Below are 23,877 nucleotides of genomic sequence, written 5' to 3'. Positions count from 1 at the left end.
CAGCTCCGACTCGCCACCCGGACCAGGACGAGACCGAGCGTCAGCTCGAACCATCGCGTGTCGGCGACCAGGAAGCCACCGTCGTACGGCACGACCCCGGAGATGCCGTGCCGGGCCCGCAGCAGTACGACGGCCGCGGGCGTCGACGTACGCCCCGTGGTCGACGTGCGCGACCGCCGGCGCGGGACCGACGGGCAGGTCGAAAAGATCGGCCGAACCGGTCTGCGCCGGGCGGGGAGAGCCGCCGAGGAGCGCGAGGACCAGTGCCACGATCAGGGACCACATGCCGGTGCCACGCGCGCTGCCCCGAGGTGGTTGTCACCACGCCAGGGGACCGGGCAATACGGTGTGTTCATGCAGCAGGTGAGAGCAGTCGTCGCGAAGGCCAAGGGAGCACCCGTCGAGGTGGTCACGATCAACGTCCCCGATCCGGGGCCGGGGGAGGCCGTGGTCGCGGTGCAGGCCTGCGGGGTGTGCCACACCGACCTGCACTACCGCGAGGGTGGGATCAACGACGAGTTCCCGTTCCTGCTGGGCCACGAGGCCGCGGGCGTGGTCGAGGCCGTCGGTCCGGACGTGACCGGCGTGGCGCCGGGCGACTTCGTGATCCTCAACTGGCGCGCGGTGTGCGGGGAGTGCCGGGCCTGCAAGCGCGGTGAGCTGCAGTACTGCTTCGCCACCCACAACGCGAAGCAGAAGATGACCCTGGAGGACGGCACCGAGCTGTCACCCGCGCTGGGCATCGGTGCGTTCGCCGAGAAGACCCTGGTCGCGGCCGGTCAGTGCACCAAGGTCGACCCGTCGGCCCGCGCGGCTGCGGTCGGCCTGCTCGGCTGCGGCGTGATGGCGGGCATCGGTGCGGCGATCAACACCGGTGCGGTGACCCGCGGCAGGTCGGTCGCGGTGATCGGCTGCGGCGGCGTCGGCGTGGCCGCGATCGCCGGCTCCGCGCTGGCCGGTGCCTCCCCGATCATCGCCGTCGACATCGACGCCAAGAAGCTGGCCAAGGCCCGTGAGATGGGCGCGACCCACACCGTCGACTCCTCGCAGGTCGACCCGGTCGAGGAGATCAAGCGGATCTGTGCGGAGACGTACGACGGTGCCGACGGCGCGGACGTCGTCATCGAGGCCGTCGGGCGCCCGGAGACCTGGAAGCAGGCGTTCTACGCCCGCGACCTCGCCGGCACCGTGGTCCTGGTCGGCGTGCCGACCCCGGACATGAAGGTCCCCGAGCTGCCGCTGATCGACGTGTTCGGCCGCGGCGGCGCGCTGAAGTCGAGCTGGTACGGCGACTGCCTGCCGGACCGCGACTTCCCGATGCTGGTCGATCTCTACCAGCAGGGCCGGCTCGATCTCGACGCGTTCGTGAGCGAGGAGATCGGCATCGACGACATCGAGGCGGCGTTCGCGAAGATGCACGACGGCGACGTGCTCCGCAGCGTGGTGATCCTCTGATGTCCGCCCGCGTCGACCACGCCGTCGTCAGCGGCACGTTCTCCCTCGACGGCGAGACCTTCGAGGTCGACAACAACATCTGGGTGGTCGGTGACGACGCGGAGTGCGTGGTCATCGACGCACCCCACGACGTCGAGGCGATCATGGCCGTCGTCGGCGACCGCGTCGTCCGAGCCATCCTGCTGACCCACGCCCACGACGACCACGCCCGGATGGCGCCGGCGCTGCGCGAGCGGGTGGTCGCGCCGATCATGCTGCACCCCGACGACCGGCCGCTGTGGGAGCTCACCCACACCGACCACCTGTGGGACGTCGACCTCGGCGAGGGCTTCGAGATCGTCGTCGGCGGCACCCTGCTGCGGACGCTGCACACGCCCGGCCACGCCCCCGGCGCGGTCTGCTTCCACGCGCCCTCGCTCGGCTGCGTCTTCACCGGCGACACCCTGTTCCAGGGCGGTCCCGGTGCGACCGGCCGCAGCTTCAGCGACCGGCCCACCATCGAGGCCTCGATCCGCGCGAAGCTCTTCGCGCTGCCCGAGGAGACCGTCGTACACACCGGTCACGGCGACGACACCACCATCGGCGCCGAGCAGGCTGCGCTCGGCGCCTGAGCGGCAACGTCCCGGACCGAGACGGGACCTCTGGCCCGGATGCTCGTGCACCTTCGCCCCTGATCGCGCCCCCGTCGGACGGGAGAAGGTTGGTGACATCAAGGCGGAACGGGCATCAGGTCCTCGCCGGTAAACCGGAGGAAACGTCATGCGTGCAGCACTCGACAAGCTGATCTCGTGGACGGGGCTTGCCCTGGCCGCCGTCCTGCTCATCGCCGGCGGGCTGCTCACGTGGGCCAACACCTTCATCGGGGACCAGGTCGACAACCAGCTCTCGGCCCAGGACATCATCATGCCCGAGGGCGGGGCGCTCGAGTCGCTGCCCGAGGCCGACCGCGAGGCGCTCGAAAAGTTCGCCGGCAGCCCGCTGGACACCGGCCCCGAGGCCCAGGCCTACGCCGACCACTACATCCTCGCCCACATGAACGCCAGCGGCGCCGAGCTCGCCGGTGAGGCGGTCACCTACCAGGAGGCGAGTGGCAAGGGCCGCGAGCTGACGGCGGCCTTGGCCGAGAACCCGAACGCCACCCAGGCCGAGATCGACGAGGCAGCGGCCTGGATGGACCTGCGGGAGTCGCTCTTCCAGGGCAACACCCTGCGCGGCCTGCTCCTCTACGGCTACGCCTTCGCGACCATCGGCACCATCGCCGGCATCGCGGCCATCGTCTCCTTCGTCGGAGCCGGAGTCCTGCTCGTCCTGTTCGGCCTCGGGATCTGGCACGCTCGCCGCGTCGCCCAGACCGAGGGCGCCGGCACCACCGCGAAGGTCGCTCAGCCCGTCTGAGCAACCGTCCGCACGGTCATCTCCCGGAACCCGCAAGGGTCCCGGGAGATTCGGCATTTCCGGGGCGGTGGGAGCGTCGGTCAGAACGGGCGGACGAGCAGCGCCGTACCGCTCCCGGCGACCCGGGTCATCACGATCGTCGCCTCGTCGTCGCCGTGCAGGTCGAGCCGCTTGCGCAGCTGCTCGGGGACCACGTCCACCCCGCGCTTCTTGATCGTCAGCCGGCCGATGCCGCGCTCGCGGAGCGCGGCCCGCAGCTGCTTCTCGCGGTACGGCAGCTCCGCCAGCACCTCGTACCCGCGGGCGAACGGCGTCGAGAAGGCCTGGTCGGAGGAGACGTAGGCGATGTGCTCGTCGACCAGCCCGCCGCCGACGCCGGCCGCGACGGCCGTGACCAGCCCGGCCCGGATGACCGCGCCGTCGGGCTCGTAGAGGAACCGGCCCACCGGGACCACCCCGACCGCCTCGGGCCCCGGGTCGTCCTCGTCGGTCAGCGTCGCCAGGCCGCCGTCGCCGATCACGGTGGCCCGTCGGGCCGTGGTCGCGAGGCTGCCGGACCACAGGGCGGCCTCCTTCACCTCGCCGTGGTCGCTGACCCACTCCGCCTCGACGCCCGCGGGCACCAGGGCGTGCGGTATGCCCGGAGCGACCTTCACGCAGGAGTCGCGGCGCAGCAGCCGCTCGACGAACGCCCAGGGCGGGGTCCAGTCGTCGACGTCGAAGGAGCGTCCCCGGCCGGTACGACGGGCCGGGTCGGCGAAGGCCACGTCGAACGGCGACGGGTCGACCGCGGTCGCGTCGGTGACCATGACCGCGCCCGGCAGCCCGAGCGCCTCGAGGTTGGCCCGGGCCACCTCCACCCGCACCGGGTCGAGGTCGACGCCGGCGCAGGTGATGCCGACCCCGGCCGCGGCCATCAGGTCGCCGCCGATCCCGCACCCGAGGTCGACCAGCGTCGTCGTCTGGAACGCCTCCAGCCGGGCGGCCCGGTGAGCGGCGACCGGCCGTCGGGTCGCCTGCTCGAGGCCGTCGGGAGTGAAGTACAGCAACGGTGCGAGGTCGCCGAACTTCGCGACGGCCCGCACCCGGAGCGTGGCCTGGGTCAGGGCCGCCGCCACGTGCTCGGCGCTCGCCTCGCGCCGGAGCGCGGACTGGGCGCGCAGCGGGTCGTCGCCGACGACCTCGCTCGCCCGAGCGAGCAGTCGCTGGCCGTCGTCGGTCAGCAGCCAGCGGAAGGCGTCGAGGTCCACCCGGAGATCCTGTCAGGTCGACCGACGTACGGACCTCACTGGCACTCCTACGACACGAGTGCTAGTTTCTGAACTGGCACTCTCCCCGTGAGTGTGCCAGCGCTTGCGAGCCCGGCACGACCCCCGCGACGGCGTACCGGAACCCGTAGGCACCAGACGTGAATCACCCGCCATCCGAAGTTCGAAAGTGGAGGTCGACATCATGTCGGTCAACATCAAGCCCCTCGAGGACCGCATCGTCGTCAAGGCGGTCGAGGCCGAGCAGACCACCGCCTCTGGCCTGGTCATCCCGGACACCGCCAAGGAGAAGCCCCAGGAGGGCGAGGTCATCTCGATCGGCCCCGGCCGCATCGACGACAACGGCAACCGGGTTCCCCTCGACGTCGCCGTCGGCGACAAGGTCATCTACAGCAAGTACGGCGGCACCGAGGTCAAGTACGCCGGCGAGGAGTACCTCATCCTCTCCGCGCGCGACGTCCTCGCCGTCGTTTCCTGATTCTCTCCGGGTCGTGTGCCTGACCTCGCGCCAACGCGCGTGCTCAGGCACACGGCCCGGTCCTGTTTTGTGAGCTAGGAGAGCAATGCCCAAGATCCTGGAGTTCGACGAGAACGCCCGACGCGCCCTCGAGCGCGGCGTGGACAAGCTCGCCAACGCCGTCAAGGTGACGCTCGGCCCCAAGGGCCGTTACGTCGTCCTCGACAAGAAGTGGGGCGCCCCGACCATCACGAACGACGGTGTGACCGTCGCGCGTGAGATCGAGCTGGACGACCCCTTCGAGAACCTCGGTGCGCAGCTGACCAAGGAGGTTGCCACCAAGACGAACGACATCGCCGGTGACGGCACCACCACGGCCACCGTGCTCGCCCAGGCGATGGTCCACGAGGGTCTGCGCGCGGTTGCCGCCGGTGCGAACCCGATGGGTCTCAAGCGGGGCATGGACGCCGCGGCCGTCGCTGTCGGCGACGCGCTCCGAGCGGCCGCCCGCGAGGTGGACTCCAAGGAGGACATGGCCTCGGTCGCCACGATCTCCAGCCGCGACAGCCACATCGGCGAGCTGCTCGCCGAGGCCTTCGACAAGGTCGGCAAGGACGGCGTGATCACCGTCGAGGAGTCCAACACCATGGGCACCGAGCTGGAGTTCACCGAGGGGATGCAGTTCGACAAGGGCTACATCTCGGCGTACTTCGTGACCGACCAGGAGCGCATGGAGGCCGTCCTCGACGACCCCTACATCCTGCTGCACCAGGGCAAGATCTCGGCGATCGCCGACCTGCTGCCCCTGCTGGAGAAGGTCATCCAGGCCGGCAAGCCGCTGTTCATCCTCGCCGAGGACGTCGACGGCGAGGCCCTGTCGACCCTGGTGGTCAACAAGATCCGCGGCACCTTCAACGCCGTCGCGGTGAAGGCCCCCGCCTTCGGCGACCGCCGCAAGTCGATGATGCAGGACATCGCCACCCTCACCGGTGGCCAGGTCATCGCCCCCGAGGTCGGCCTCAAGCTCGACCAGGTCGGTCTCGACGTGCTGGGCACCGCCCGCCGCGTCGTGATCACCAAGGACGACACCACGATCATCGAGGGCGCCGGCGACACCGCCGAGGTCGAGGGTCGCGTCAACCAGATCAAGGCCGAGATCGAGAACACCGACTCCGACTGGGACCGCGAGAAGCTCCAGGAGCGTCTCGCGAAGCTCGCCGGTGGCGTGTGCGTGATCAAGGTCGGCGCCGCCACCGAGGTGGAGCTGAAGGAGAAGAAGCACCGCATCGAGGACGCCGTCTCCGCGACGCGCGCCGCGATCGAGGAGGGCATCGTCCCCGGCGGTGGCTCCGCGCTCATCCACGCCGTCTCGGTGCTGGACGGCGACCTCGGCCTCACCGGCGACGAGGCGACCGGCGTCCGCGTGGTCCGCAAGGCGGCCGACGAGCCGCTGCGCTGGATCGCCGAGAACGGTGGCGTCAACGGCTACGTCGTGACCACCAAGGTCCGCGAGCTCGGCGTCGGCAACGGCTACAACGCCGCGACCGAGGAGTACGGCGACCTGGTCGCCCAGGGCGTCCTCGACCCGGTCAAGGTGACCCGCTCCGCGCTGGTCAACGCGACCTCGATCGCCGCGATGCTGCTGACGACCGAGACGCTGATCGTCGAGAAGCCCGAGGCCGAGGACGACGCCCCGGCCGCCGGCGGCCACGGCCACGGCCACGGTCACTGATCCGCAGCACCAAGGATGACGGCGCCGACCCCCTTCGGGGGCCGGCGCCGTCGCCCATTTCGTGGCCGTCGGCCGCGCCGCACTACTTCTCGCTGAGGTCCCTCGTCCCCAGGACCACGCCCTGCGCGTCGATGAACTCCACGGTCGCGAAGTGGCCGCTGATCCCTCGGTCGAGCTCGGGGACGGCGACGGCGTACCCGCCCGTCCTCGGGTCGACGGCGACGCTGTGGTCGAAGCCGTCGCCGAGCACGCGCACCGTCGTCACGCCGTCCAGGGCGGGCTCGCCGTAGACGTAGTACGTGGCCGGCGGCGGGGGGTCGTCGACGGTGCCGGTCCAGGACTCGTTCGTGGTGTTGAACCACGCGTCCAGGGGGTAGTCGCCGCAGTTGCCGCCGAAGTCCGGCCCCCCGGTGGCCGCCGCCTCCAGGACCGCGATGCAGCTCAGCCCGTCTGCGTCCGTGCCCCGCCAGATCTCGAAGGTGCGGGGCGTGCCGCTCTTGGTCGTCGTGAACGAGGCCAGCTCGTGGATGCCGGACACGCTGGCCTGCGAGGTCTCGTCGAAGTGGTCGGTGATGAGCGCGGGCACCAGCCCGCCGGCGTACGCGACGCCGCTGAGGCCGAGCACTCCGGCGGTCGCCGCACCGACCAGGGCGAGACGACGGCGCCTGCCGCCGCGGCGTGCGGGCGACGGGTCGTGGCTGGCGAGGATGGCCTCCAGCGTGGTGGCCGACCACTCCGCGTCGATCGGACGGGTCTCGGGACGAAGTCGTTCGAGTGCGTTCATGACAGCTCCTGCGCTGGGATGTGTCGGGGTTCGGGGTCGGACGTTTGCGGTGCTGCCTGGGCGAGCAGGGCGGCCCGAGCGCGGCTGAGTCGCCGTCGGAACGTTGCGGGCTTGATGCCCAGGACCGTTGCTGCCTGATCGTTGGTGAGCCCGTCCCAGCTGATGAGCAGCAACGCCTCACGATGCTGCTCGTCGAGCCGGGCAAGACGTTCGAGCGCCTCACGACGGCTGAGGACTGCATCTGCGGAGTCGGCGGCGTAAGCCGCGACCCCGTCCAGCAGGGCGATCCGGTCCTCCAGGGCACGGTGGCGCCGGCTCGCGCGGGCCCGGTTCTGGATCACCTTGCGGGCGGTCACCAGGAGCCAACCGATCGGCGGAGTGGGGAGGTCACCCCAACGGCGCCACGCGATCATGAAGGTCTCCGCGACGACGTCGTGGGCGGCTTCGGCCCCGACGTGGCGCCGAGCGAAGGCCAGCACGTGCGGGGCCTCGGCGTGCCACAGCTCCGTGAACTGCTGCTGGGAGTTGCTCATACCTTGAAGTGTCCGGGAACGATGCCTCTGTGACTCGGGGCTCGCCATCGGCTGTGGGGTCCACCCGGGTCCCTCGTCGTCCCATGCCTTCCCGACGAGGTCAGGAACGGATCGGTTGCACGTGACCTCCCGGGCTCAGCCGCAGTCCGGCTCGATCGGGGCCCGGGTGAGGTCGCGCCGCAGGTAGACGGGCCGGTCGTCGCAGCCGCTGCCGTGGGCGGCGTACCGCTCCTCGACGAGCGCGCGCAACCGGGCGCCGCCGGGCTCGCTCCAGGTCTCGAAGTCGACCCACTCGACCACCCAGGCCGGGGCGTCGGGTCCGGCGACGAGGGCGGTGAGCTCGTCGAGGTCGGGGTCGAGGGTGCGCATCGGCAGGCTCCACAGGTGCGCGTACGGCGAGCTCATCCCGCTGGCCAGCTGGAGGTCGGCCCGTCCGCCGAAGACCACGAGCCGGTCGCCGGGCTCGGCCGCCGCCTTCAGGGCCACCCCCGTGTCGTACTCGTGGAACTCCTGCAGTCCGGCGGCGTTGATGACCACCCAGCCGACCAGGCAGGTCGCCGACGAGAGGGCCGCGCCGACGATCACCGCGCGCATGGTGCGCCCGCGCCGGTTGGAGCGGCGCGTCATCAGGGCCGCGGCCAGGGCGGTCGCGGGCAGCAGTGGGAAGAGGTAGTCGCGCCAGTAGCTCCCGCCGATCACCAGAGCGGCCGCATCGAAGACCAGCAGGGCGGCGGTCGCGGCCGTGACGGCCTTGCCGTCGGCCCACTCCTCGCGGATGTGCACGACGAAGCCGCCGATCACCAGCAGCATGCCGGCGACCAGGCCGGCGGTGAGCAGGATCCCGGCGCGCAGGGCCGGCGCGTGCGGGCTGCCGACCGCGAGCACGGCGGCCGCATCCGAGCGGAAGCCGCCGACGGCGTACCAGAGCACGTCGAGCTCCACCCCGGCCGACCTCGCCCACGCCACCGTCGCCACGAGGGGTACGGCGGCGCCTACCAGACCGCCCGCGGCCAGCCGGGTGAAGTCGCGCCAGTCGATCTCTCGGACCGCCCACGAGACCAGGAGCAGCACCCCTGCGAAGACCAGGCCGCCGAACAGGTTCTGCTTCACGTGCGGGGCGATCCCCGCCGACAGCCCGGCGAGGACGGCGAGCGGGACGGAGCGTTCGCGCAGGGCGAGCAGCGCGAGGGCGCAGCCGGCCATCACGAACGGAAGCCCGAGCAGCTCGCCCTTGACCGCGACGGCGTCGATGACCGTGTTGGTGGTGAGGGCGGCGACGCAGACCGCCGTCCAGCGCGCCGACCGCTCGCCCGCCACCAGCCGGGCCGTCCAGGCCGCGGCGAGGACCAGGGCCGCGCACGCGAGGGCGCCGAGGACCCGGATGAACAGCGGACCGCCGATCTCGTCGGAGACCCGGAAGATCGCGATGAGCAACGGAGGCCGGTCGACGAAGTAGGCGCCGTACACGCTGTCGGGCATCGGGTCCCAGGCCCGGGCCACGAGCAGGAAGCCCGCCTCGTCGGCCCGGACCGGGCGGGTCAGGCCGGGCAGGCGCAGCAGGAAGGCCGCCAGCGCCGCGAACGCGACGGTGTGCCGGGAGTCGACCCAGCCCGCGATCCGCCGGCCGGCGTCGACGAAGGGGGAGCCGCTGCGCATGGCGGACACCTTCTCAGACGCCCCGCGGCCCGAAGTGGCGCCCACCGGTAACGAGGACGTTGCGGGCCCGCAACGTCCCCGGGACACCATGGGCCCATGCTGTGGAGAGTTCGTACGACGCTGCCCGACCGACCCGGAGCGCTCGCCGTCCTCGCCCTCCACTGCGGGGCGGAGGGGGTGAACATCCTCGGACTGCAGATCTTCCCCGACATCGACATCGTGACCGACGAGCTCGTGCTGCGCACCCCCGAGGACTGGGAGAGCGACGACATCGTGCGGCTGGTCCTCGCCTCCGGGGCGATCGCCGTCAGCGCGGCACCCTGCAGCGAGGCGGCGCTCAAAGACCAGCCGACCCGGTACGTCCAGGCGGCACGGACGATCCTGGCGCAGCCGGCCGCGTTCCCCGAGGTCGTCGCGCAGCTCTTCGACGCCGAGGCCGACCCGCCGAGCGGCGAGGGCCCGGCGCAGGACGTCATGGAGTTCACGGTCGGCGACGTCGAGGTGCAGGTCCGGCGTGCCGCCCACTTCACGCCGACCGAGCACGCCCGGGGAGCGGCGCTGGCCGACTTGGTCAGCGACGTGCTCCAGCGCAGCAAGGAGTCGGCGGCGATCGGCTCGAACACCACCGGTCGGCGGCTGGGCGGCGGCCAGACCCCGGAGTACGTCCCCGACGGCGACTCGGTCTCCGCGATCATCGGCGACGTCGTCGTCGGTCTCGCGACCGTCCAGCAGCCGTTGCCCGACGAGCCCGAGGTGCGCTCGGTCGTGCTGCGGGTCGACCCGACCTGGCAGCGCCGGGGGATCGGCACCCGGCTGCTGGTCGACGCGGCCCGGCTGGCGCACCGGATGGGCGCGTCCGAGATCCTGCTGACCACCCGCTCGGACAACCAGGCGGTGCTGCCGATGGTGCTCGCGGCCGGCATGCGCGGCCGGATCCGGATGGCCGCGGACGTGCTGACCGTCCGGGTGCCGGTGCGGGATCTCAGGCCGCGCGGCTGAGCCGCAGGCCACACGGTCTGCGGCGGCCGCGGCCGCCGAGCGCCGGTAGGCTGTCGGGGTGGAGCTCCCCGACAAGTTCGCCGCCCTCGGTCTCACCTACGACGACGTCCTGCTGCTGCCGGGTCACTCCGACCTGGCGCCCTCGGACATCGACCTGACCTCGCGGCTGACCCGCGAGATCTCGCTCAAGGTGCCGCTGGTCAGCGCCGCGATGGACACCGTGACCGAGTCGCGGATGGCGATCGCGATGGCCCGGCAGGGCGGCCTCGGCGTGTTGCACCGCAACCTGTCGATCGAGGACCAGGCCTACCAGGTCGACCTGGTGAAGCGGACCCAGACGGGGATCATCTCGAACCCGGTCACCATCGGGCCCGACGCGACCCTGGAGCAGCTCGACCAGTTGGCCGGCGAGTACCGCATCTCGGGCTTCCCGGTCGTCGACCTCGAGAACCGCCTGATCGGCATCATCACCAACCGCGACCTCCGCTTCACGCCGGTCGCCGAGTGGGCGACCACCAAGGTCGACGAGGTGATGACCCCGATGCCGCTGATCACCGGCCCGGCCGACATCAGCCGCGACGACGCCACGCTGCTGCTGCGCCAGCACAAGCGCGAGCGGCTGCCGCTGGTCGACGAGCAGGGCCGGCTGGTCGGCCTGATCACGGTCAAGGACTTCGTGAAGTCCGAGCAGTTCCCGCTGGCCTCCAACGACGCAGCCGGCCGGCTGATGGTGGGCGCCGCGATCGGCTACTTCGGCGACGCCTGGGAGCGCGCCACCACGCTCATCGAGGCGGGCGCCGACGTCCTCGTCGCCGACACCGCCCACGGCAACGTGCGGCTGCTGCTCGACATGGTGCAGCGGCTCAAGACCGACCCGGCGACCAGGCACGTCCAGGTCGTCGGCGGCAACGTCGCGACCCGCGAGGGTGCGCAGGCCTTCGTCGACGCCGGCGTCGATGCGGTCAAGGTCGGCGTCGGGCCCGGCTCCATCTGTACGACGCGCGTCGTCACCGGCGTCGGTGCCCCCCAGGTGACGGCCGTGTACGAGGCCTCCCTCGCCTGCAAGCCCGCCGGCGTTCCGGTGATCGCCGACGGTGGCCTGAAGTACTCCGGTGAGATCGCCAAGGCGCTGGTCGCCGGCGCCGACACCGTGATGGTCGGCTCGCTGCTGGCCGGCTGCGAGGAGTCGCCCGGCGACCTGATCTTCGTCAACGGCAAGCAGTTCAAGGCCTACCGCGGCATGGGCTCGCTGGGCGCGCTGTCGAGCCGCGGCAAGAAGTCCTATTCCAAGGACCGCTACTTCCAGGCCGAGGTCACCAGCGACGACCAGCTCGTGCCCGAGGGCATCGAGGGCCAGGTCGCCTACCGCGGCCCGCTGGCCGCCGTCGCCCGTCAGCTGATCGGCGGCCTCAACCAGTCGATGTTCTACATCGGCGCCGCCAACGTCCCGGAGCTGCAGGAGAAGGGCCGGTTCGTCCGGATCACCCAGGCCTCGCTCCAGGAGAGCCACCCGCACGGGGTGCAGATGACGGTCGAGGCGCCCAACTACAGCGGACGGTAGACACCGCGGCCCGGCCACCGGGATGGCCGGGACGCGAGCCGGGGTCGGTATCCTTCGCCGGTGACCGACATCGAAATCGGCCGGGCCAAGCGGGCTCGCCGCGCGTACTCCTTCGACGACATCGCCATCGTGCCCTCGCGGCGCACCCGCGACCCGGAGGAGGTCAGCGTCGCCTGGCAGATCGACGCCTACCGCTTCGACCTACCGGTGCTGGCCGCGCCGATGGACTCGGTGATGTCCCCGGCGACCGCCATCGCGCTCGGGCAGTACGGCGGCCTCGGGGTGCTCAACCTCGAGGGCATCTGGACCCGCTACGAGGACCCGACCGACCTCCTGGAGGAGGTCGCGGGCCTGCGCGGTGCCCAGGCGACCGCGCGGCTGCAGGAGATCTACACCGAGCCGGTCAAGGCCGAGCTGATCACCGAGCGGCTCCGCGAGATCCGCGAGGCCGGCGTCACCGTCGCCGGCTCGCTCTCGCCGCAGCGCACCAAGGAGTTCGCCAAGGCCGTCGTCGACGCGGGCGTCGACATGTTCGTCATCCGCGGCACCACCGTCAGCGCCGAGCACGTCTCCTCGCAGTCCGAGCCGCTGAACCTCAAGGAGTTCATCTACGAGCTCGACGTGCCGGTGATCGTCGGCGGCTGCGCCACCCACCAGGCCGCCCTGCACCTGATGCGCACGGGCGCGGCCGGGGTGCTCGTCGGCTTCGGCGGCGGCGCAGCCCACACGACCCGCAAGGTGCTCGGCGTCGCGGTGCCGATGGCCTCCGCGGTCGCCGACGTCGCCGCCGCCCGTCGCGACTACCTCGACGAGTCCGGCGGCCGCTACGTCCACGTCATCGCCGACGGCTCGATCGGCAAGTCCGGCGACCTGGCCAAGGCGATCGCCTGCGGCGCCGACGCCGTCATGGTCGGCTCGCCGTTCGCGCGGGCCACCGACGCACCCGGCCGCGGCTTCCACTGGGGCACCGAGGCGCACCACGCCGACCTGCCGCGCGGGCAGCGGGTGGAGTTCGACACCGTCGGCACGCTCGAGGAGATCCTCTTCGGTCCCTCGCGGGTGGCCGACGGCACCATGAACCTGATCGGCGCGCTGAAGCGCTCGATGGCCACCACTGGCTACACCGAGCTCAAGGAGTTCCAGCGGGTCGAGGTCGTCGTCGAGTGAGTCCCGCGTGATCGTCGCGGCAGGCCAGGCGGCCGCCGAGGCCGGTGACCTGGCTGCCAACGTCGCGACCGCGGTCCGGCTCACGGCCCTGGCGGGCAGCCAGGACGTCGAGTTGCTGGTGCTGCCCGAGGCGTTCCTGACCGGGTACGACGCCGCGGTGTTCGCCGGTTCGCTTCCGGGTCCGGCCGACCTCGCCGGCCCGCTGCTCGACCCGCTCCGCGAGGCGGCCGCGGCCGCGGGCACGACCGTGGTGCTGAGCACGGCGCTGGACCGCGGCGAGCGTCGTACCCTCTCGTCGGTGGTGGTGCGGCCGGACGGCCGGACCGACGCGCCGTACGACAAGCAGCACCTCGACGGCGCCGAGAACGACCACTTCACCCCGGGCGACCACGGTGCCTCGATCGTCGTCGGCGGCCACGAGCTGGGGCTGAGCATCTGCTACGACGGCTCCTTCCCCGAGCACGCCCGGGCCGCGGCCGACGACGGCGCGGTCGGCTACCTGAACTCGATGGCGTACTTCCCCGGGGGCGCGCACCGGCGCGACCTCTACTACGCGGCCCGGGCGCTCGACAACGGCTTCTACGTCGTCGTCTCCGGGCTCACCGGTCGCTGCGGCTCGTCGTCGTTCATCGGGGGCTCGGCGGTCTACGACCCCGAGGGCCGCCCGCTCGCCCGGCTCGGCGAGGAGGAGGGCCTGGCGGTCGCCGAGCTGGACCCCGCCCTGGTCGCCGCCACCCGGGCCCGGCACACCATGCACCACGACCACCGACCCTTCCTGGGACAGCGGGTGGTGGGGTAGGTGGTGGGGTAGTCCGTCACACCAGGGGGGTGAGACGGCTCTTAATCCCGCTGGTGTGACGGACTACCCCGGCGGCTCGCACACCTCCCGGACACAGACCCCTGACACGATGGCCGTATGAGCATCTCGAGTGCCCTCGGACCGGACGCCCGCGACGCGGCCCTGGCCGCCATGTCGGGGGTCTCGGGTGAGGCCGAGCTCGACGTGCTGGTGGTGGGCGGCGGGATCGTCGGTGCCGGGGTGGCCCTGGACGCGGTGACCCGCGGTCTCAACACCGGCCTGCTCGAGCAGCGCGACCTCGCCAGCGGCACCTCCAGCCGCTCCAGCAAGCTGGTCCACGGGGGCCTGCGCTACCTGGAGATGCTCGACTTCGGCCTGGTCCGCGAGGCCCTGCAGGAGCGCGGCCTGCTGCTCACCCGGCTCGCGCCGCACCTGGTCCGGCCGGTGCCGTTCCTCTACCCGCTCACCCACCGCGGCTGGGAGCGGCCGTACGTCGGTGCCGGCCTCGCGCTCTACGACGGCATGGCGATGCTCGGGAAGTCCGAGATGGGCGTGCCGCGCCACCGCCATCTCACGCGCAAGGGCGTCGCCCGGATCGCGCCGGACTTCAAGACCGAGACGATCGTCGGCGCGATCCAGTACTACGACTGCCAGGTCGACGACGCCCGCCTGGTGCTGACCCTCGCGCGCTCGGCCGCCGGCCACGGCGCGTACGTCGCCACCCGCACCCGGGTGCTCGGCTTCCTCCGCGAGGGGGAGCGGGTCGTGGGCGTCCGGGCCCGGGACCTGGAGACCAGTCGCGACTTCGAGGTCCGCGCGCGGGTCGTCGTCAACGCCGCCGGCGTGTGGACCGACGAGATCCAGGAGCTGGTCGGCGGCCGCGGCGCCCTGCACGTCCAGGCGTCCAAGGGCATCCACCTCGTGGTCCCGCGCGACCGGATCCGCTCGGAGTCGGGCTTCATCGTCCGCACCGAGAAGTCCGTGCTGTTCGTCATCCCGTGGGGCCGGCACTGGATCATCGGCACCACCGACACCGACTGGAACCTCGACAAGGCCCACCCCGCCGCCAGCCGAGCCGACATCGACTACGTCCTCGACCACGTCAACGCGATCCTGCGCGAGCCGCTCGACCACGAGGATGTCGAGGGCGTGTACGCCGGCCTGCGCCCGCTGCTCTCCGGCGAGTCCGAGCCGACCTCCAAGATCTCCCGCGAGCACACCGTGGTCACACCGGTCTCCGGGCTGGTGATGATCGCGGGCGGCAAGCTGACGACGTACCGCGTGATGGCCAAGGACGCCGTCGACGCCGCCGCGCACTCCCTGAAGAGCACGGTCTCGATGACGGTCCGCGACTCGATCACCGACCGGGTGCCGCTGCTTGGCGCGGAGGGCTATGAGACCCGCGCCAACCAGCGGGTGCTGCTGGCCCGGCGCTCCGGGCTGCATGTCGCCCGGATCGACCACCTGCTCGGGCGGTACGGCGGGCTCGTGGACGACCTGCTCGACCTGGTCCAGGAGCGCCGGGTGCTGGCGCTGCCGCTGGAGGGCGCCGAGGACTACCTGGCGGCCGAGGTGGTCTACGCGGTGACCCACGAGGGCGCCCGGCATCTCGACGACGTGCTGACCCGACGCACGAGGATCTCGATCGAGACCTTCGACCGGGGGGTCGGAGCCGCGCCGGGCGTCGCGAGGCTGATGGCCGCCGAGCTCGGCTGGGACGCCGCGCGCACCGCCGAGGAGGTCGACCACTACCTCCGGCGGGTCGAGGCGGAGCGGCAGAGCCAGCTGAAGCTGACCGACCAGGAGGCCGACGAGGCCCGGGTGCAGGTCCCCGACATCGTCTGAGTCGGGCCTCAGGCCGGCAGCAGCCCGTCGAGCAGCAGGCCGGCCAGCGCCTCGACCCACGCGTCGTCGAGCACGCCGTCGGGCCGGTTCAGCAGGGCGAGCAGGGTGGCCCCTCCGACGGTCTCGATGAGTACGTCGGGGTCGACCCCGGGGCGGGCCTCGCCCGAGGCCACGGCCCGGGTCAGCCGCTCGTGCATCGCACCCCAGGTGCCGGCCTGGAAGCGGGCCAGCACGGCGCCGTTCAGCACCGGGTCGCCGACGACCTCGGCGAGCAGGCCGGGCAGCGCGGCCCGGGCGACCGGTCGGGAGAAGATGTCCCGGCAGGCGACCACCATCCCCCGGACGTCGTCGGCCAGCGGGCCGTCCCCGGCGACCGGCCCCGGGGCGTCGTCCGGGAACGCCGCCTCGTGCACCAGGTAGGCCTTGCCGGGCCAGCGCCGGTAGATCGCCGCCTTCGTGGTCCCGGCCCGTTCCGCGATCGCGGCGACGGTCAGGTCGGCGTACCCGACCTCGACCACGAGCTCCTCGGTCGCGCGCAGCACCGCCCGGTCGATCCGGGGGTCGCGAGGGCGTCCGGCGGCGCCGGTCTGGACCGTGGTCGTCATTACGAGACCGATCGTATCGGAACCCATTGACAACTAGAACACGTTCCACCGATGCTCGGTCCACGAGATCCACGTCACACCCGGGAGGAACCGTGACCCAGGCCCCACCGCCTGCCGATATGAAGCTGCAGGTCTCCAGCCGCGACGCGAGCACCGTCCCGGGGCTGCTGGCCGACTGGTTGGCCACCCTGCTGCCCGCCGGCGCGGACCCCGCCGTCGTGCTGCACAGCGGGATCGACGCCAACGGCATGTCGTCCGAGACGCTGCTCTTCGACGCCACCTGGACCGAGGACGGCCAGCAGCGGGTCGCCCGCTACGTCGCCCGGGTCGCGCCCGCCGAGGGCGACTTCCCGGTCTTCCCGAGCTACGACCTCCAGCACCAGTACGACGCGATGCGCGTCGTGGGCGAGCTCACCGACGTGCCCGTGCCCGCCGTGAGCAAGATGGAGCCCACCGGCTCGGTGCTCGGCACCCCGTTCTTCCTGATGGAGCGGATCGAGGGCGTCGTACCGCAGGACGTGCTGCCCTACACGTTCGGGGACAACTGGCTCTTCGACGGCACCGCCGAGCAGCAGCGCCGGCTGCAGGACACCACCACGGCGACCCTGGCCGCACTGCACGCGATCCCCGACGCGGCGAGCACGTTCGCGTTCCTCGACCCGCCGTACGACGGCGCGAACCTGTTGGAGCGCCACCTGGCCCGGGCCCGGGCCTGGTACGAGTTCGCCGTGCCCGACATCGGCCGCTCCGAGACCGCCGAGCGGGCGCTGGCCTGGCTCGAGGCGAACCTCCCCGAGTCGAGCGACACCGTGCTGTGCTGGGGCGACGCCCGGATCGGCAACGTGATGTACGACGACTTCGCCCCCGTTGCGGTCCTGGACTGGGAGATGGCCGCGATCGGCCCGCGCGAGCTCGACGTGTCCTGGATGCTCTTCGCCCACTGGGTCTTCCAGTCGATCACCGACATGCTCGAGATGCCCGGCATGCCGGACTTCATGAACGAGGCCGACGTCGTCGCCGCCTACCAGGAGGCGTCGGGCGAGACCCTCGGCGACCTCGGTTGGTACCACGTCTTCAACGGCCTGCAGTGGTGCGTGATCTTCATGCGCACCACCGCCCGCTCGGTCCACTTCGGTGAGATGGAGCGGCCCGAGGACATCGAGACCGCCATGCACCACAAGCCGCTGATGGAGCGGATCATGAAGCAGGTAGGGGCCTAGCAATGGCAATCACCAAGCTCGACGAGTTCCCGATCCACCAGGCGCCGCTGCCGATCGCCTGGCCGGCGTCCAGCGACCGGAACTTCTACGACCGCAACTACTTCAACTGCCACGACCGCAGCGGTGAGATCTTCGTGATCACCGGGCTGGGCTACTACCCCAACCTCGGGACCAAGGACGCCTACCTGCTCGTCGCTCGCGAGGGCAAGCAGACCGCCCTGCACTTCTCCGACCTCTGCGACGGCGACCGGCTCAACCAGCAGGTCGGGGGCTACCGCGTCGAGGTCGAGGAGCCGCTCCAGCGGATCCGGATCCAGGTCGAGGAGACCGAGGGCATCGCGGCCGACCTGACCTGGCAGGGACTCTTCCCGGTGATCCAGGAGGAGCGTCACGTGCTGCGCTCGGGTGCCCGGACGACCCTGGACGCGCAGCGCTTCGCGCAGCTGGGCTCGTGGACCGGCAGCCTCCAGATCGACGGAGAACGGATCGAGATCACGCCCGACCGCTGGATCGGGAGCCGGGACCGCTCGTGGGGCATCCGCCCGGTCGGCGAGGCCGAGCCGGCCGGCGCTCCGAGCGACCCGCCGTTCGAGGGCATGTGGTGGATGTACGTGCCGCTCGCCTTCGACGACTTCGCGATCATCCTGATCCTGCAGGAGGACCCGAACGGCTACCGCACCCTCAACGACTGCCACCGGGTCTGGCCCGACGGCCGGGTCGAGCAGCTCGGCTGGCCGCAGGTGAAGATCCACTACACCTCGGGGAGCCGGACGCCCACCGGCGCCACGATCCGGTGCACGAGCGCGGCGGGGGAGACCCTCGAGCTGGAGGTCTCCTCGCTGCTGGCCGCTCCCCTCCACGTCGGTGGCGGGTACGGCGGCGACCCCGACTGGACCCACGGCGTCTGGAAGGGCGAGAAGTTCGTCGAGCGGCTCACCTACGACATGGCCGACGACGCGGTCAAGGGTCGTTTCATGTTCGGCTGCGTCGACCACGTCGGCAGAGGCCTGCTCACCGAGGGCGGCCGGACCGTCGAGGGCTGGGGTCTCTTCGAGCACTTCTGCATCGGCCGCCACGACCCCAGCGGCTTCGTCGACTACTTCACCCTCGCCCCCTGACCGACCCGACTGACGGAGACCCGACATGAGCCTCGACCGCGACACCTTCTTCATCGACGGGGAGTGGGCCACCCCCGCCACCTCCGACACGATCCAGGTCGTCTCGCCGCACTCCGAGCAGGTCGTCGCGACCGTGCCCGAGGGCAGCAACGCCGACGTCGATGCCGCGGTCGCCGCGGCCCGGCGGGCCTTCGACGAGGGGCCGTGGCCCCGGATGAGCCCGGAGGAGCGGATCGAGGTGATCGCTGCCTTCTCGATGCTGTACGCCGGCAAGCTGACCGAGATGGCCGAGCTGATCACCATCGAGATGGGCTCGCCGACGTCGTTCGCCAACCTGGCCCAGTCGCCGGCGCCGTGGATGCAGATCGAGTCGTTCCTGGCCGTCGCCCGGGCCTTCCCGTGGGAGGAGACCCGGCCGGGCGCGCTGGGCTCGGACGTGATCGTGCGCCGCGAGCCGGTGGGCGTGGTCGCGGCGATCCCGCCGTGGAACGTCCCGCAGTTCACGACCATCTCCAAGGTCGTCCCGGCGCTGCTCGCCGGCAACACCGTGGTGCTGAAGCCGGCCCCGGAGACGCCGCTGGACGCCTACCTGATGGCCGAGCTGCTGGCCGAGGCCGGCGTACCCGCCGGAGTGGTCAACATCGTCGCCGCCGGCCGCGAGGTGGGCGAGCACCTGGTCGCCCACCCCGGGATCGACAAGGTGGCCTTCACCGGCTCGACCGCGGCGGGCCGCAAGATCGCCGCGGTCTGCGGCGAGCAGCTCAAGCGGGTCAGCCTGGAGCTCGGCGGCAAGTCCGCCGCGATCGTCCTCGACGACGCCGACCTGGCCGCGACGATGGAGGGCCTGAAGTTCGTCGCCCTGATGAACTCCGGCCAGGCCTGCGTGGCCCAGACCCGGATCCTGGCATCGCGGAAGAACTACGCCGCCGTCGTCGACGCACTCGCCGAGACCGTCGCCGGCATGGCCGTCGGCGACCCCGCCGACCCGGCCACCGAGATCGGCCCGATGGTCGCGCAGCGCCAGCAGGAGCGGGTGGAGAAGTACATCGCGCTCGGCCAGGAGGAGGGCGCCCGCCTCGTCGTCGGCGGCAACGGCATGCCCGAGGGCCTGTCGACGGGCTGGTACGTCCGCCCGACCGTTTTCGCCGACGTCGACAACCGGATGCGGATCGCCCAGGAGGAGATCTTCGGACCGGTCCTCTCGGTGATCCCGTACGACGACGTCGACGACGCCGTCCGGATCGCCAACGACTCCGACTACGGCCTGGCCGGCACCGTCTGGACCGCCGACCAGGAGGCCGGGCTGTCGGTGGCCCGTCGGGTCCGCGCCGGCACCTACGGCGTGAACACGTACACGATGGACTTCGCCGCCCCGTTCGGCGGCTTCAAGGCCTCCGGCATCGGCCGCGAGTTCGGGCCCGAGGGGCTGGCGCAGTACACCGAGCTGAAGGCGATCTACCCGACCGCGCCCGCGATGTAGTGGCACGACCGGGCGTTGACAGGCGTCGGTCTGTTGTAAAACCGGACATCTTCCTACTCGGTGGTAGTTCCGGAGACTGGCGTCACATACGCTCGGTTTCATGAGTGCCTCGAACCCCAGCCCCGCCGGCGGTCCGCTCGTCGAGGGCCCGCACGACCCCGAGCACGACCCGACCGCGTCGTACGCCTTGGAGCCGGAGTACGTCGGGGCGCTGACGGCTCGGCTGCTCGCGACCTCGGGGCGCACCGTCGAGGTGCGCTCGCCGCTGAACGGCGCGCCGCTGGCGCACATCCCACAGTCGAGCGACGCGGACCTCGACGAGGCCTTCCGGCGTGCCCGCCGGGCCCAGCACGCGTGGGCGCGCACCCCGATCGACGCGCGGGCGGCGGCGCTGCTGCGCCTGCACGACCTGGTGCTCGACCGGCAGGACGAGATCATCGACCTGATCGTGTGGGAGTCGGGCAAGGCCCGCAAGCACGCGTTCGACGAGCCGCTGCACATCGCGCTGACCGCGCGCTACTACGGGCGCACCGCCCACCAGCACCTCGATCCACAGCGCAAGCTCGGCGTCGTGCCGGGCCTGACCCGGGTCGAGGTCAACCGGGTCGCCAAGGGCGTCGTCGGCATCATCACGCCGTGGAACTACCCGTTCACGATGGCGCTGTGCGACGGCCTCCCGGCCCTGCTCGCCGGCAACGCGGTGGTCATCAAGCCCGACGCCCAGACGATGCTGTCGGCCCTGCTCGGCGCCCAGCTGCTCGAGGAGGCGGGCTTCCCGCGCGACCTGTGGCAGGTCGTCTCCGGTCCGGGCTCGCAGGTGGGCACCGCGATCATCGAGCGCGCCGACTACGTCTGCTTCACCGGCTCGACCGCGACCGGCAAGCTCGTCGCGAAGGGGTGCGCCGAGCGGCTGATCGGCTGCTCGCTCGAGCTCGGCGGCAAGAACCCGCTGCTCGTGCTCCGCGACGCCGACCTGGAGAAGGCGGCCGAGGGCGCGGTGCGGGCGACGTTCTCGAACGGCGGCCAGCTCTGCGTCTCCATCGAGCGGATGTTCGTGGCCGACCAGGTCTACGACCGGTTCGTGGAGCGGTTCGTGGCCCGGACCGAGGCGATGACGCTCGGGGCCACGCTCGACTGGGGCAACGACATGGGCTCGCTGATCTCCCAGCAGCAGCTCGACACCGTGGTCGCCCACGTCGAGGACGCGGTGGCCAAGGGCGCTCGGGTGCTGACCGGCGGCCGAGCGCGGCCCGACCTCGGGCCGTACTTCTTCGAGCCCACCATCCTGGAGGGCGTCACGCCCGACATGACCTGCTTCGGTCACGAGACGTTCGGCCCCGTCGTCTCGCTCTACCGCTTCCACGACGAGGCCGACGCCATCGCCCGCGCCAACGAGGGCGAGTACGGCCTGAACGCCTCCATCTACAGCCAGGACGGCGCCCGCGCCCGCGCGATCGCCCCGTTCATCAGGTGCGGGACGGTCAACATCAACGAGGCCTTCGGCGCCACCTTCGCCAGCGTCGACGCGCCGATGGGTGGCATGCGCCAGTCCGGCCTGGGCCGCCGTCAGGGCGGCGAGGGCATCCACCGCTACACCGAGACGCAGTCGGTCGCGACCCAGCGGCTGATCCGGTTCGCGCCGATGCTCGGCATGTCCGACCGGGCGTACGGCAAGGTGATGACCGCCAACCTGCGGCTGATGAAGAAGCTGGGCCGGGCATGAGCGACGAGTTCGACTTCGACGTCCTGGTCGTCGGCTCCGGCTTCGGCGGCTCGGTCACGGCGCTGCGGCTGACCGAGAAGGGCTACCGCGTCGGCGTGGTCGAGGCCGGTGCCCGGTTCGCGGACGACGACCTCCCCGACACCTCCTTCGACGTCAAGAACTACCTGTTCCGGCCCGAGGTCGGCTGCTACGGCATCCAGCGCATCGACGCCCTGCGGGACTGCATCATCGTCTCCGGGGCGGGGGTGGGTGGTGGCTCGCTGGTCTACGCCAACACCCTCTACGAGCCGCTGCCCGCCTTCTACGACGATCCGCAGTGGGGCCACATCACCGACTGGCGATCGGAGCTGGCACCGTTCTACGACCAGGCCAAGCGGATGCTCGGCGTCGTCGAGAACCCCCTTCGCACCCCCTCCGACGAGGTGATGGAGAAGGTCGCCTCCGAGATGGGTGTGGCCGACACCTTCCACCCGGCCCCGGTCGGCGTCTTCTTCGGAGAGCCCGGTCAGACGCAGGGGGAGCGGGTCGCCGACCCCTTCTTCGGCGGCACCGGGCCAGAGCGCACCACCTGCATCGGCTGCGGCGAGTGCATGACGGGGTGTCGCCACAACGCCAAGAACACCCTGGTCAAGAACTACCTCTTCCTCGCCGAGCAGAACGGCGCCGCCGTGCTGCCGCTCACGACCGTCACCCGGGTCGCCCCTCGAGACGGCGGCGGGTACGACGTCGAGGTCCGCTACACCAAGGCCAAGCGGCCCGGCCGGGGCGCCCGGCGTACCCTCACGGCCGAGCAGGTGGTGTTCTCCGCCTCCGCGCTCGGCACCCAGCGGCTGCTGCACCGGATGAAGGACGAGGGTCACCTGCCCCGCGTCTCCGAGCGGATCGGTCACCTCGCGCGCACCAACTCCGAGTCCATCGGCGGCGCGATCGCCTACGACGGCGACGTCGACTACAGCCAGGGCATCGCGATCACGTCCAGCTTCCACCCCGACCCCGACACGCACATCGAACCGGTGCGCTACGGCAAGGGCAGCAACCTGATGTCGCTGCTGCAGTCGGTGCTGACCGACGGCGACGGCGACGAGCCGCGCTGGCGCACCTGGGCGCGCGAGATGTGGCGTCAGCGGCGCGACATCCCGACGCTCTACGACATGAAGCACTGGTCGGAGCGGACCGTCATCGCGCTGGTGATGCAGAGCCTCGACAACTCGATCACCACCTACACCAAGCGGATCCCGTTCACGAAGCGGCGCTACCTCACCTCCAAGCAGGGCCACGGCGTCCCCAACCCGACCTGGATCCCGGCCGGCAACGAGGCGATCCGGTCGATGGCGCGGATCATGGGCGGCTTCCCGGGCAGCGCCGTCGGCGACGCGTTCAACCGGCCGCTCACCGCCCACTTCCTGGGCGGCTGTGCGATCGGGGACTCACCCGAGACCGGCGTCATCGACCCCTACCAGCGCCTCTACGGCCACCCAGGCCTGCACGTGGTCGACGGCTCGGCCGTGACCGCCAACCTGGGCGTGAACCCGTCCCTGACGATCACGGCCCAGGCCGAGCGGGCGATGGCACTGTGGCCCAACAAGGGCGAGCGCGACCCGCGTCCCGCGCTGGGGGAGACCTACCTCCGGGTCGATCCCGTCGCCCCCGCAGCCCCGGTCGTCCCCGCCCACGCCCCCGGTGCGCTCCGGCTCCCGATCGTGGACGTCAGCTGACCCGCGGTCCCCGCCGGTGATCGAGCCCCGGTGATCGAGCAGGAAGGCGCGCTGGCGCCTGACGTTGTCGAGATCCGGTGACCTTCCGTACGGCGGTGGGTTGGGGTCTCTTGTCGGCACCAGGCTGGTTCGAAGCCCTTTCAATGAAATAAGGGGCTCGTCGTTCGCGGCACTCGTCGTACCTGGTCGCGGCGGCTGCTCGGCTCACGGTCGCTTCGGGTCGACCGTCGTGGTCACCGCTGTGGATGGCTCCGTCGGAATTGCGTGACGCCGGTGCATCACCCTGGTCAAGCGCGACGCCGCGTCCCGCGCTGGGGGAGACCTACCTCCGGGTCGCCCACGTCGTCCTCCGGCTCCCGAGCGTG

General features: G+C 71.6%; 20 protein-coding genes. 15 read left to right on the top strand and 5 right to left on the bottom strand.

What is annotated here, in order from left to right:
* Positions 1-354: 354 nt before the first annotated feature.
* From MUB56_RS25805 to MUB56_RS25795, 3 genes are all read left to right on the top strand, one after another.
* Positions 355-1,455, top strand: coding sequence for an S-(hydroxymethyl)mycothiol dehydrogenase (locus MUB56_RS25805; protein ID WP_244929874.1), 1,101 nt, complete (start codon positions 355-357; stop codon positions 1,453-1,455).
* Positions 1,455-2,066, top strand: coding sequence for an MBL fold metallo-hydrolase (locus tag MUB56_RS25800; RefSeq protein WP_244929873.1), 612 nt, complete (start codon positions 1,455-1,457; stop codon positions 2,064-2,066). The genes MUB56_RS25805 and MUB56_RS25800 overlap by 1 nt, the downstream gene beginning before the upstream one ends.
* A gap of 148 nt (positions 2,067-2,214) precedes the next feature.
* Positions 2,215-2,850, top strand: coding sequence for a hypothetical protein (locus tag MUB56_RS25795; RefSeq protein ID WP_244929872.1), 636 nt, complete (start codon positions 2,215-2,217; stop codon positions 2,848-2,850).
* An 80-nt stretch (positions 2,851-2,930) separates the two neighbouring features.
* On the opposite strand, the gene MUB56_RS25790 is transcribed toward MUB56_RS25795, so the two are convergent.
* The gene (locus tag MUB56_RS25790; protein ID WP_244929871.1) at positions 2,931-4,100 is read right to left on the bottom strand and encodes a class I SAM-dependent methyltransferase; all 1,170 of its coding nucleotides are present in this window, start codon (positions 4,098-4,100) and stop codon (positions 2,931-2,933) included.
* Between the two features lie 202 nt (positions 4,101-4,302).
* Here MUB56_RS25790 and groES point away from each other — a divergent pair, with 202 nt between their 5' ends.
* A complete protein-coding gene (groES, locus tag MUB56_RS25785) occupies positions 4,303-4,596 on the top strand; it encodes a co-chaperone GroES (protein ID WP_244932475.1) in 294 nt (97 codons plus the stop codon).
* Positions 4,597-4,681: 85 nt separating this feature from the next.
* Positions 4,682-6,307, top strand: a complete 1,626-nt coding sequence (groL, locus tag MUB56_RS25780; protein WP_244929870.1) for a chaperonin GroEL — start codon at positions 4,682-4,684, stop codon at positions 6,305-6,307.
* A gap of 82 nt (positions 6,308-6,389) precedes the next feature.
* Here groL and MUB56_RS25775 read toward each other — a convergent pair whose 3' ends face one another.
* From MUB56_RS25775 to MUB56_RS25765, 3 genes are all read right to left on the bottom strand, one after another.
* Positions 6,390-7,091 carry a hypothetical protein gene (locus MUB56_RS25775; protein WP_244929869.1) on the bottom strand — a complete coding sequence of 234 codons (702 nt, stop codon included), beginning with the start codon at positions 7,089-7,091 and terminating at the stop codon, positions 6,390-6,392.
* Complete coding sequence (locus MUB56_RS25770; protein ID WP_244929868.1) at positions 7,088-7,624, bottom strand: sigma-70 family RNA polymerase sigma factor; 537 nt, start codon at positions 7,622-7,624, stop codon at positions 7,088-7,090. Before MUB56_RS25770 ends, MUB56_RS25775 begins: the two co-directional genes overlap by 4 nt.
* Positions 7,625-7,759: 135 nt before the next feature.
* Positions 7,760-9,280: a hypothetical protein gene (locus MUB56_RS25765; protein WP_244929867.1), complete on the bottom strand. Its 1,521-nt coding sequence runs from the start codon at positions 9,278-9,280 to the stop codon at positions 7,760-7,762.
* Positions 9,281-9,376: 96 nt separating this feature from the next.
* Here MUB56_RS25765 and MUB56_RS25760 point away from each other — a divergent pair, with 96 nt between their 5' ends.
* The 5 genes from MUB56_RS25760 to MUB56_RS25740 all read left to right on the top strand — a co-directional run bounded on the left by MUB56_RS25760 (position 9,377) and on the right by MUB56_RS25740 (position 15,651).
* Entirely contained in the window at positions 9,377-10,279 is a 903-nt protein-coding gene (locus MUB56_RS25760) for a GNAT family N-acetyltransferase (protein WP_244929866.1), read from the top strand.
* Positions 10,280-10,337: 58 nt separating this feature from the next.
* The gene (gene guaB / locus MUB56_RS25755) at positions 10,338-11,840 is read left to right on the top strand and encodes an IMP dehydrogenase (RefSeq protein WP_244929865.1); all 1,503 of its coding nucleotides are present in this window, start codon (positions 10,338-10,340) and stop codon (positions 11,838-11,840) included.
* A 60-nt stretch (positions 11,841-11,900) separates the two neighbouring features.
* Positions 11,901-13,007 (top strand): GuaB3 family IMP dehydrogenase-related protein, encoded by a 1,107-nt coding sequence (locus MUB56_RS25750; RefSeq protein WP_244929864.1) that lies wholly within the window; start codon positions 11,901-11,903, stop codon positions 13,005-13,007.
* A 7-nt stretch (positions 13,008-13,014) separates the two neighbouring features.
* Positions 13,015-13,806, top strand: coding sequence for a carbon-nitrogen hydrolase family protein (locus tag MUB56_RS25745; RefSeq protein WP_244929863.1), 792 nt, complete (start codon positions 13,015-13,017; stop codon positions 13,804-13,806).
* A 117-nt stretch (positions 13,807-13,923) separates the two neighbouring features.
* Positions 13,924-15,651: a glycerol-3-phosphate dehydrogenase/oxidase gene (locus MUB56_RS25740; protein WP_244929862.1), complete on the top strand. Its 1,728-nt coding sequence runs from the start codon at positions 13,924-13,926 to the stop codon at positions 15,649-15,651.
* A gap of 8 nt (positions 15,652-15,659) precedes the next feature.
* Here the strand turns inward: MUB56_RS25740 and MUB56_RS25735 are convergent, their stop codons facing one another.
* Complete coding sequence (locus MUB56_RS25735) at positions 15,660-16,256, bottom strand: TetR/AcrR family transcriptional regulator (RefSeq protein ID WP_244929861.1); 597 nt, start codon at positions 16,254-16,256, stop codon at positions 15,660-15,662.
* A 119-nt stretch (positions 16,257-16,375) separates the two neighbouring features.
* Between MUB56_RS25735 and MUB56_RS25730 the strand changes: the two genes are divergently transcribed.
* The 5 genes from MUB56_RS25730 to MUB56_RS25710 all read left to right on the top strand — a co-directional run bounded on the left by MUB56_RS25730 (position 16,376) and on the right by MUB56_RS25710 (position 23,512).
* Positions 16,376-17,476 carry a phosphotransferase family protein gene (locus tag MUB56_RS25730; RefSeq protein ID WP_244929860.1) on the top strand — a complete coding sequence of 367 codons (1,101 nt, stop codon included), beginning with the start codon at positions 16,376-16,378 and terminating at the stop codon, positions 17,474-17,476.
* 2 nt (positions 17,477-17,478) lie between these two features.
* Positions 17,479-18,594, top strand: a complete 1,116-nt coding sequence (locus MUB56_RS25725; protein ID WP_244929859.1) for a hypothetical protein — start codon at positions 17,479-17,481, stop codon at positions 18,592-18,594.
* Positions 18,595-18,619: 25 nt separating this feature from the next.
* Positions 18,620-20,074, top strand: coding sequence for an aldehyde dehydrogenase (locus MUB56_RS25720; RefSeq protein ID WP_244929858.1), 1,455 nt, complete (start codon positions 18,620-18,622; stop codon positions 20,072-20,074).
* A gap of 100 nt (positions 20,075-20,174) precedes the next feature.
* Positions 20,175-21,797: a succinic semialdehyde dehydrogenase gene (locus MUB56_RS25715; protein ID WP_244929857.1), complete on the top strand. Its 1,623-nt coding sequence runs from the start codon at positions 20,175-20,177 to the stop codon at positions 21,795-21,797.
* Entirely contained in the window at positions 21,794-23,512 is a 1,719-nt protein-coding gene (locus MUB56_RS25710; RefSeq protein WP_244929856.1) for a GMC family oxidoreductase, read from the top strand. The genes MUB56_RS25715 and MUB56_RS25710 overlap by 4 nt, the downstream gene beginning before the upstream one ends.
* Positions 23,513-23,877: the final 365 nt, after the last annotated feature.

The organism is Nocardioides sp. W7, from assembly GCF_022919075.1.
Lineage (GTDB): Bacteria > Actinomycetota > Actinomycetes > Propionibacteriales > Nocardioidaceae > Nocardioides.
The sequence above is the reverse complement of the archived record's forward strand: the minus strand, read 5'-3'. Positions and strand labels throughout refer to the sequence as shown.

Excerpts from the sequence above, each read along its gene's own strand:
- MUB56_RS25735 (WP_244929861.1), bottom strand. The coding sequence starts at position 16,256 with ATGACGACCACGGTCCAGACCGGCGCCGCCGGACGCCCTCGCGACCCC.
- MUB56_RS25765 (WP_244929867.1), bottom strand. The coding sequence starts at position 9,280 with ATGCGCAGCGGCTCCCCCTTCGTCGACGCCGGCCGGCGGATCGCGGGC.
- MUB56_RS25770 (WP_244929868.1), bottom strand. The coding sequence starts at position 7,624 with ATGAGCAACTCCCAGCAGCAGTTCACGGAGCTGTGGCACGCCGAGGCC.
- MUB56_RS25775 (WP_244929869.1), bottom strand. The coding sequence starts at position 7,091 with ATGAACGCACTCGAACGACTTCGTCCCGAGACCCGTCCGATCGACGCG.
- MUB56_RS25725 (WP_244929859.1), top strand. The coding sequence starts at position 17,479 with ATGGCAATCACCAAGCTCGACGAGTTCCCGATCCACCAGGCGCCGCTG.
- MUB56_RS25715 (WP_244929857.1), top strand. The coding sequence starts at position 20,175 with ATGAGTGCCTCGAACCCCAGCCCCGCCGGCGGTCCGCTCGTCGAGGGC.
- MUB56_RS25710 (WP_244929856.1), top strand. The coding sequence starts at position 21,794 with ATGAGCGACGAGTTCGACTTCGACGTCCTGGTCGTCGGCTCCGGCTTC.
- MUB56_RS25720 (WP_244929858.1), top strand. The coding sequence starts at position 18,620 with ATGAGCCTCGACCGCGACACCTTCTTCATCGACGGGGAGTGGGCCACC.
- MUB56_RS25740 (WP_244929862.1), top strand. The coding sequence starts at position 13,924 with ATGAGCATCTCGAGTGCCCTCGGACCGGACGCCCGCGACGCGGCCCTG.
- MUB56_RS25760 (WP_244929866.1), top strand. The coding sequence starts at position 9,377 with ATGCTGTGGAGAGTTCGTACGACGCTGCCCGACCGACCCGGAGCGCTC.
- groL (WP_244929870.1), top strand. The coding sequence starts at position 4,682 with ATGCCCAAGATCCTGGAGTTCGACGAGAACGCCCGACGCGCCCTCGAG.
- MUB56_RS25800 (WP_244929873.1), top strand. The coding sequence starts at position 1,455 with ATGTCCGCCCGCGTCGACCACGCCGTCGTCAGCGGCACGTTCTCCCTC.
- MUB56_RS25805 (WP_244929874.1), top strand. The coding sequence starts at position 355 with ATGCAGCAGGTGAGAGCAGTCGTCGCGAAGGCCAAGGGAGCACCCGTC.
- MUB56_RS25795 (WP_244929872.1), top strand. The coding sequence starts at position 2,215 with ATGCGTGCAGCACTCGACAAGCTGATCTCGTGGACGGGGCTTGCCCTG.
- groES (WP_244932475.1), top strand. The coding sequence starts at position 4,303 with ATGTCGGTCAACATCAAGCCCCTCGAGGACCGCATCGTCGTCAAGGCG.
- MUB56_RS25730 (WP_244929860.1), top strand. The coding sequence starts at position 16,376 with ATGAAGCTGCAGGTCTCCAGCCGCGACGCGAGCACCGTCCCGGGGCTG.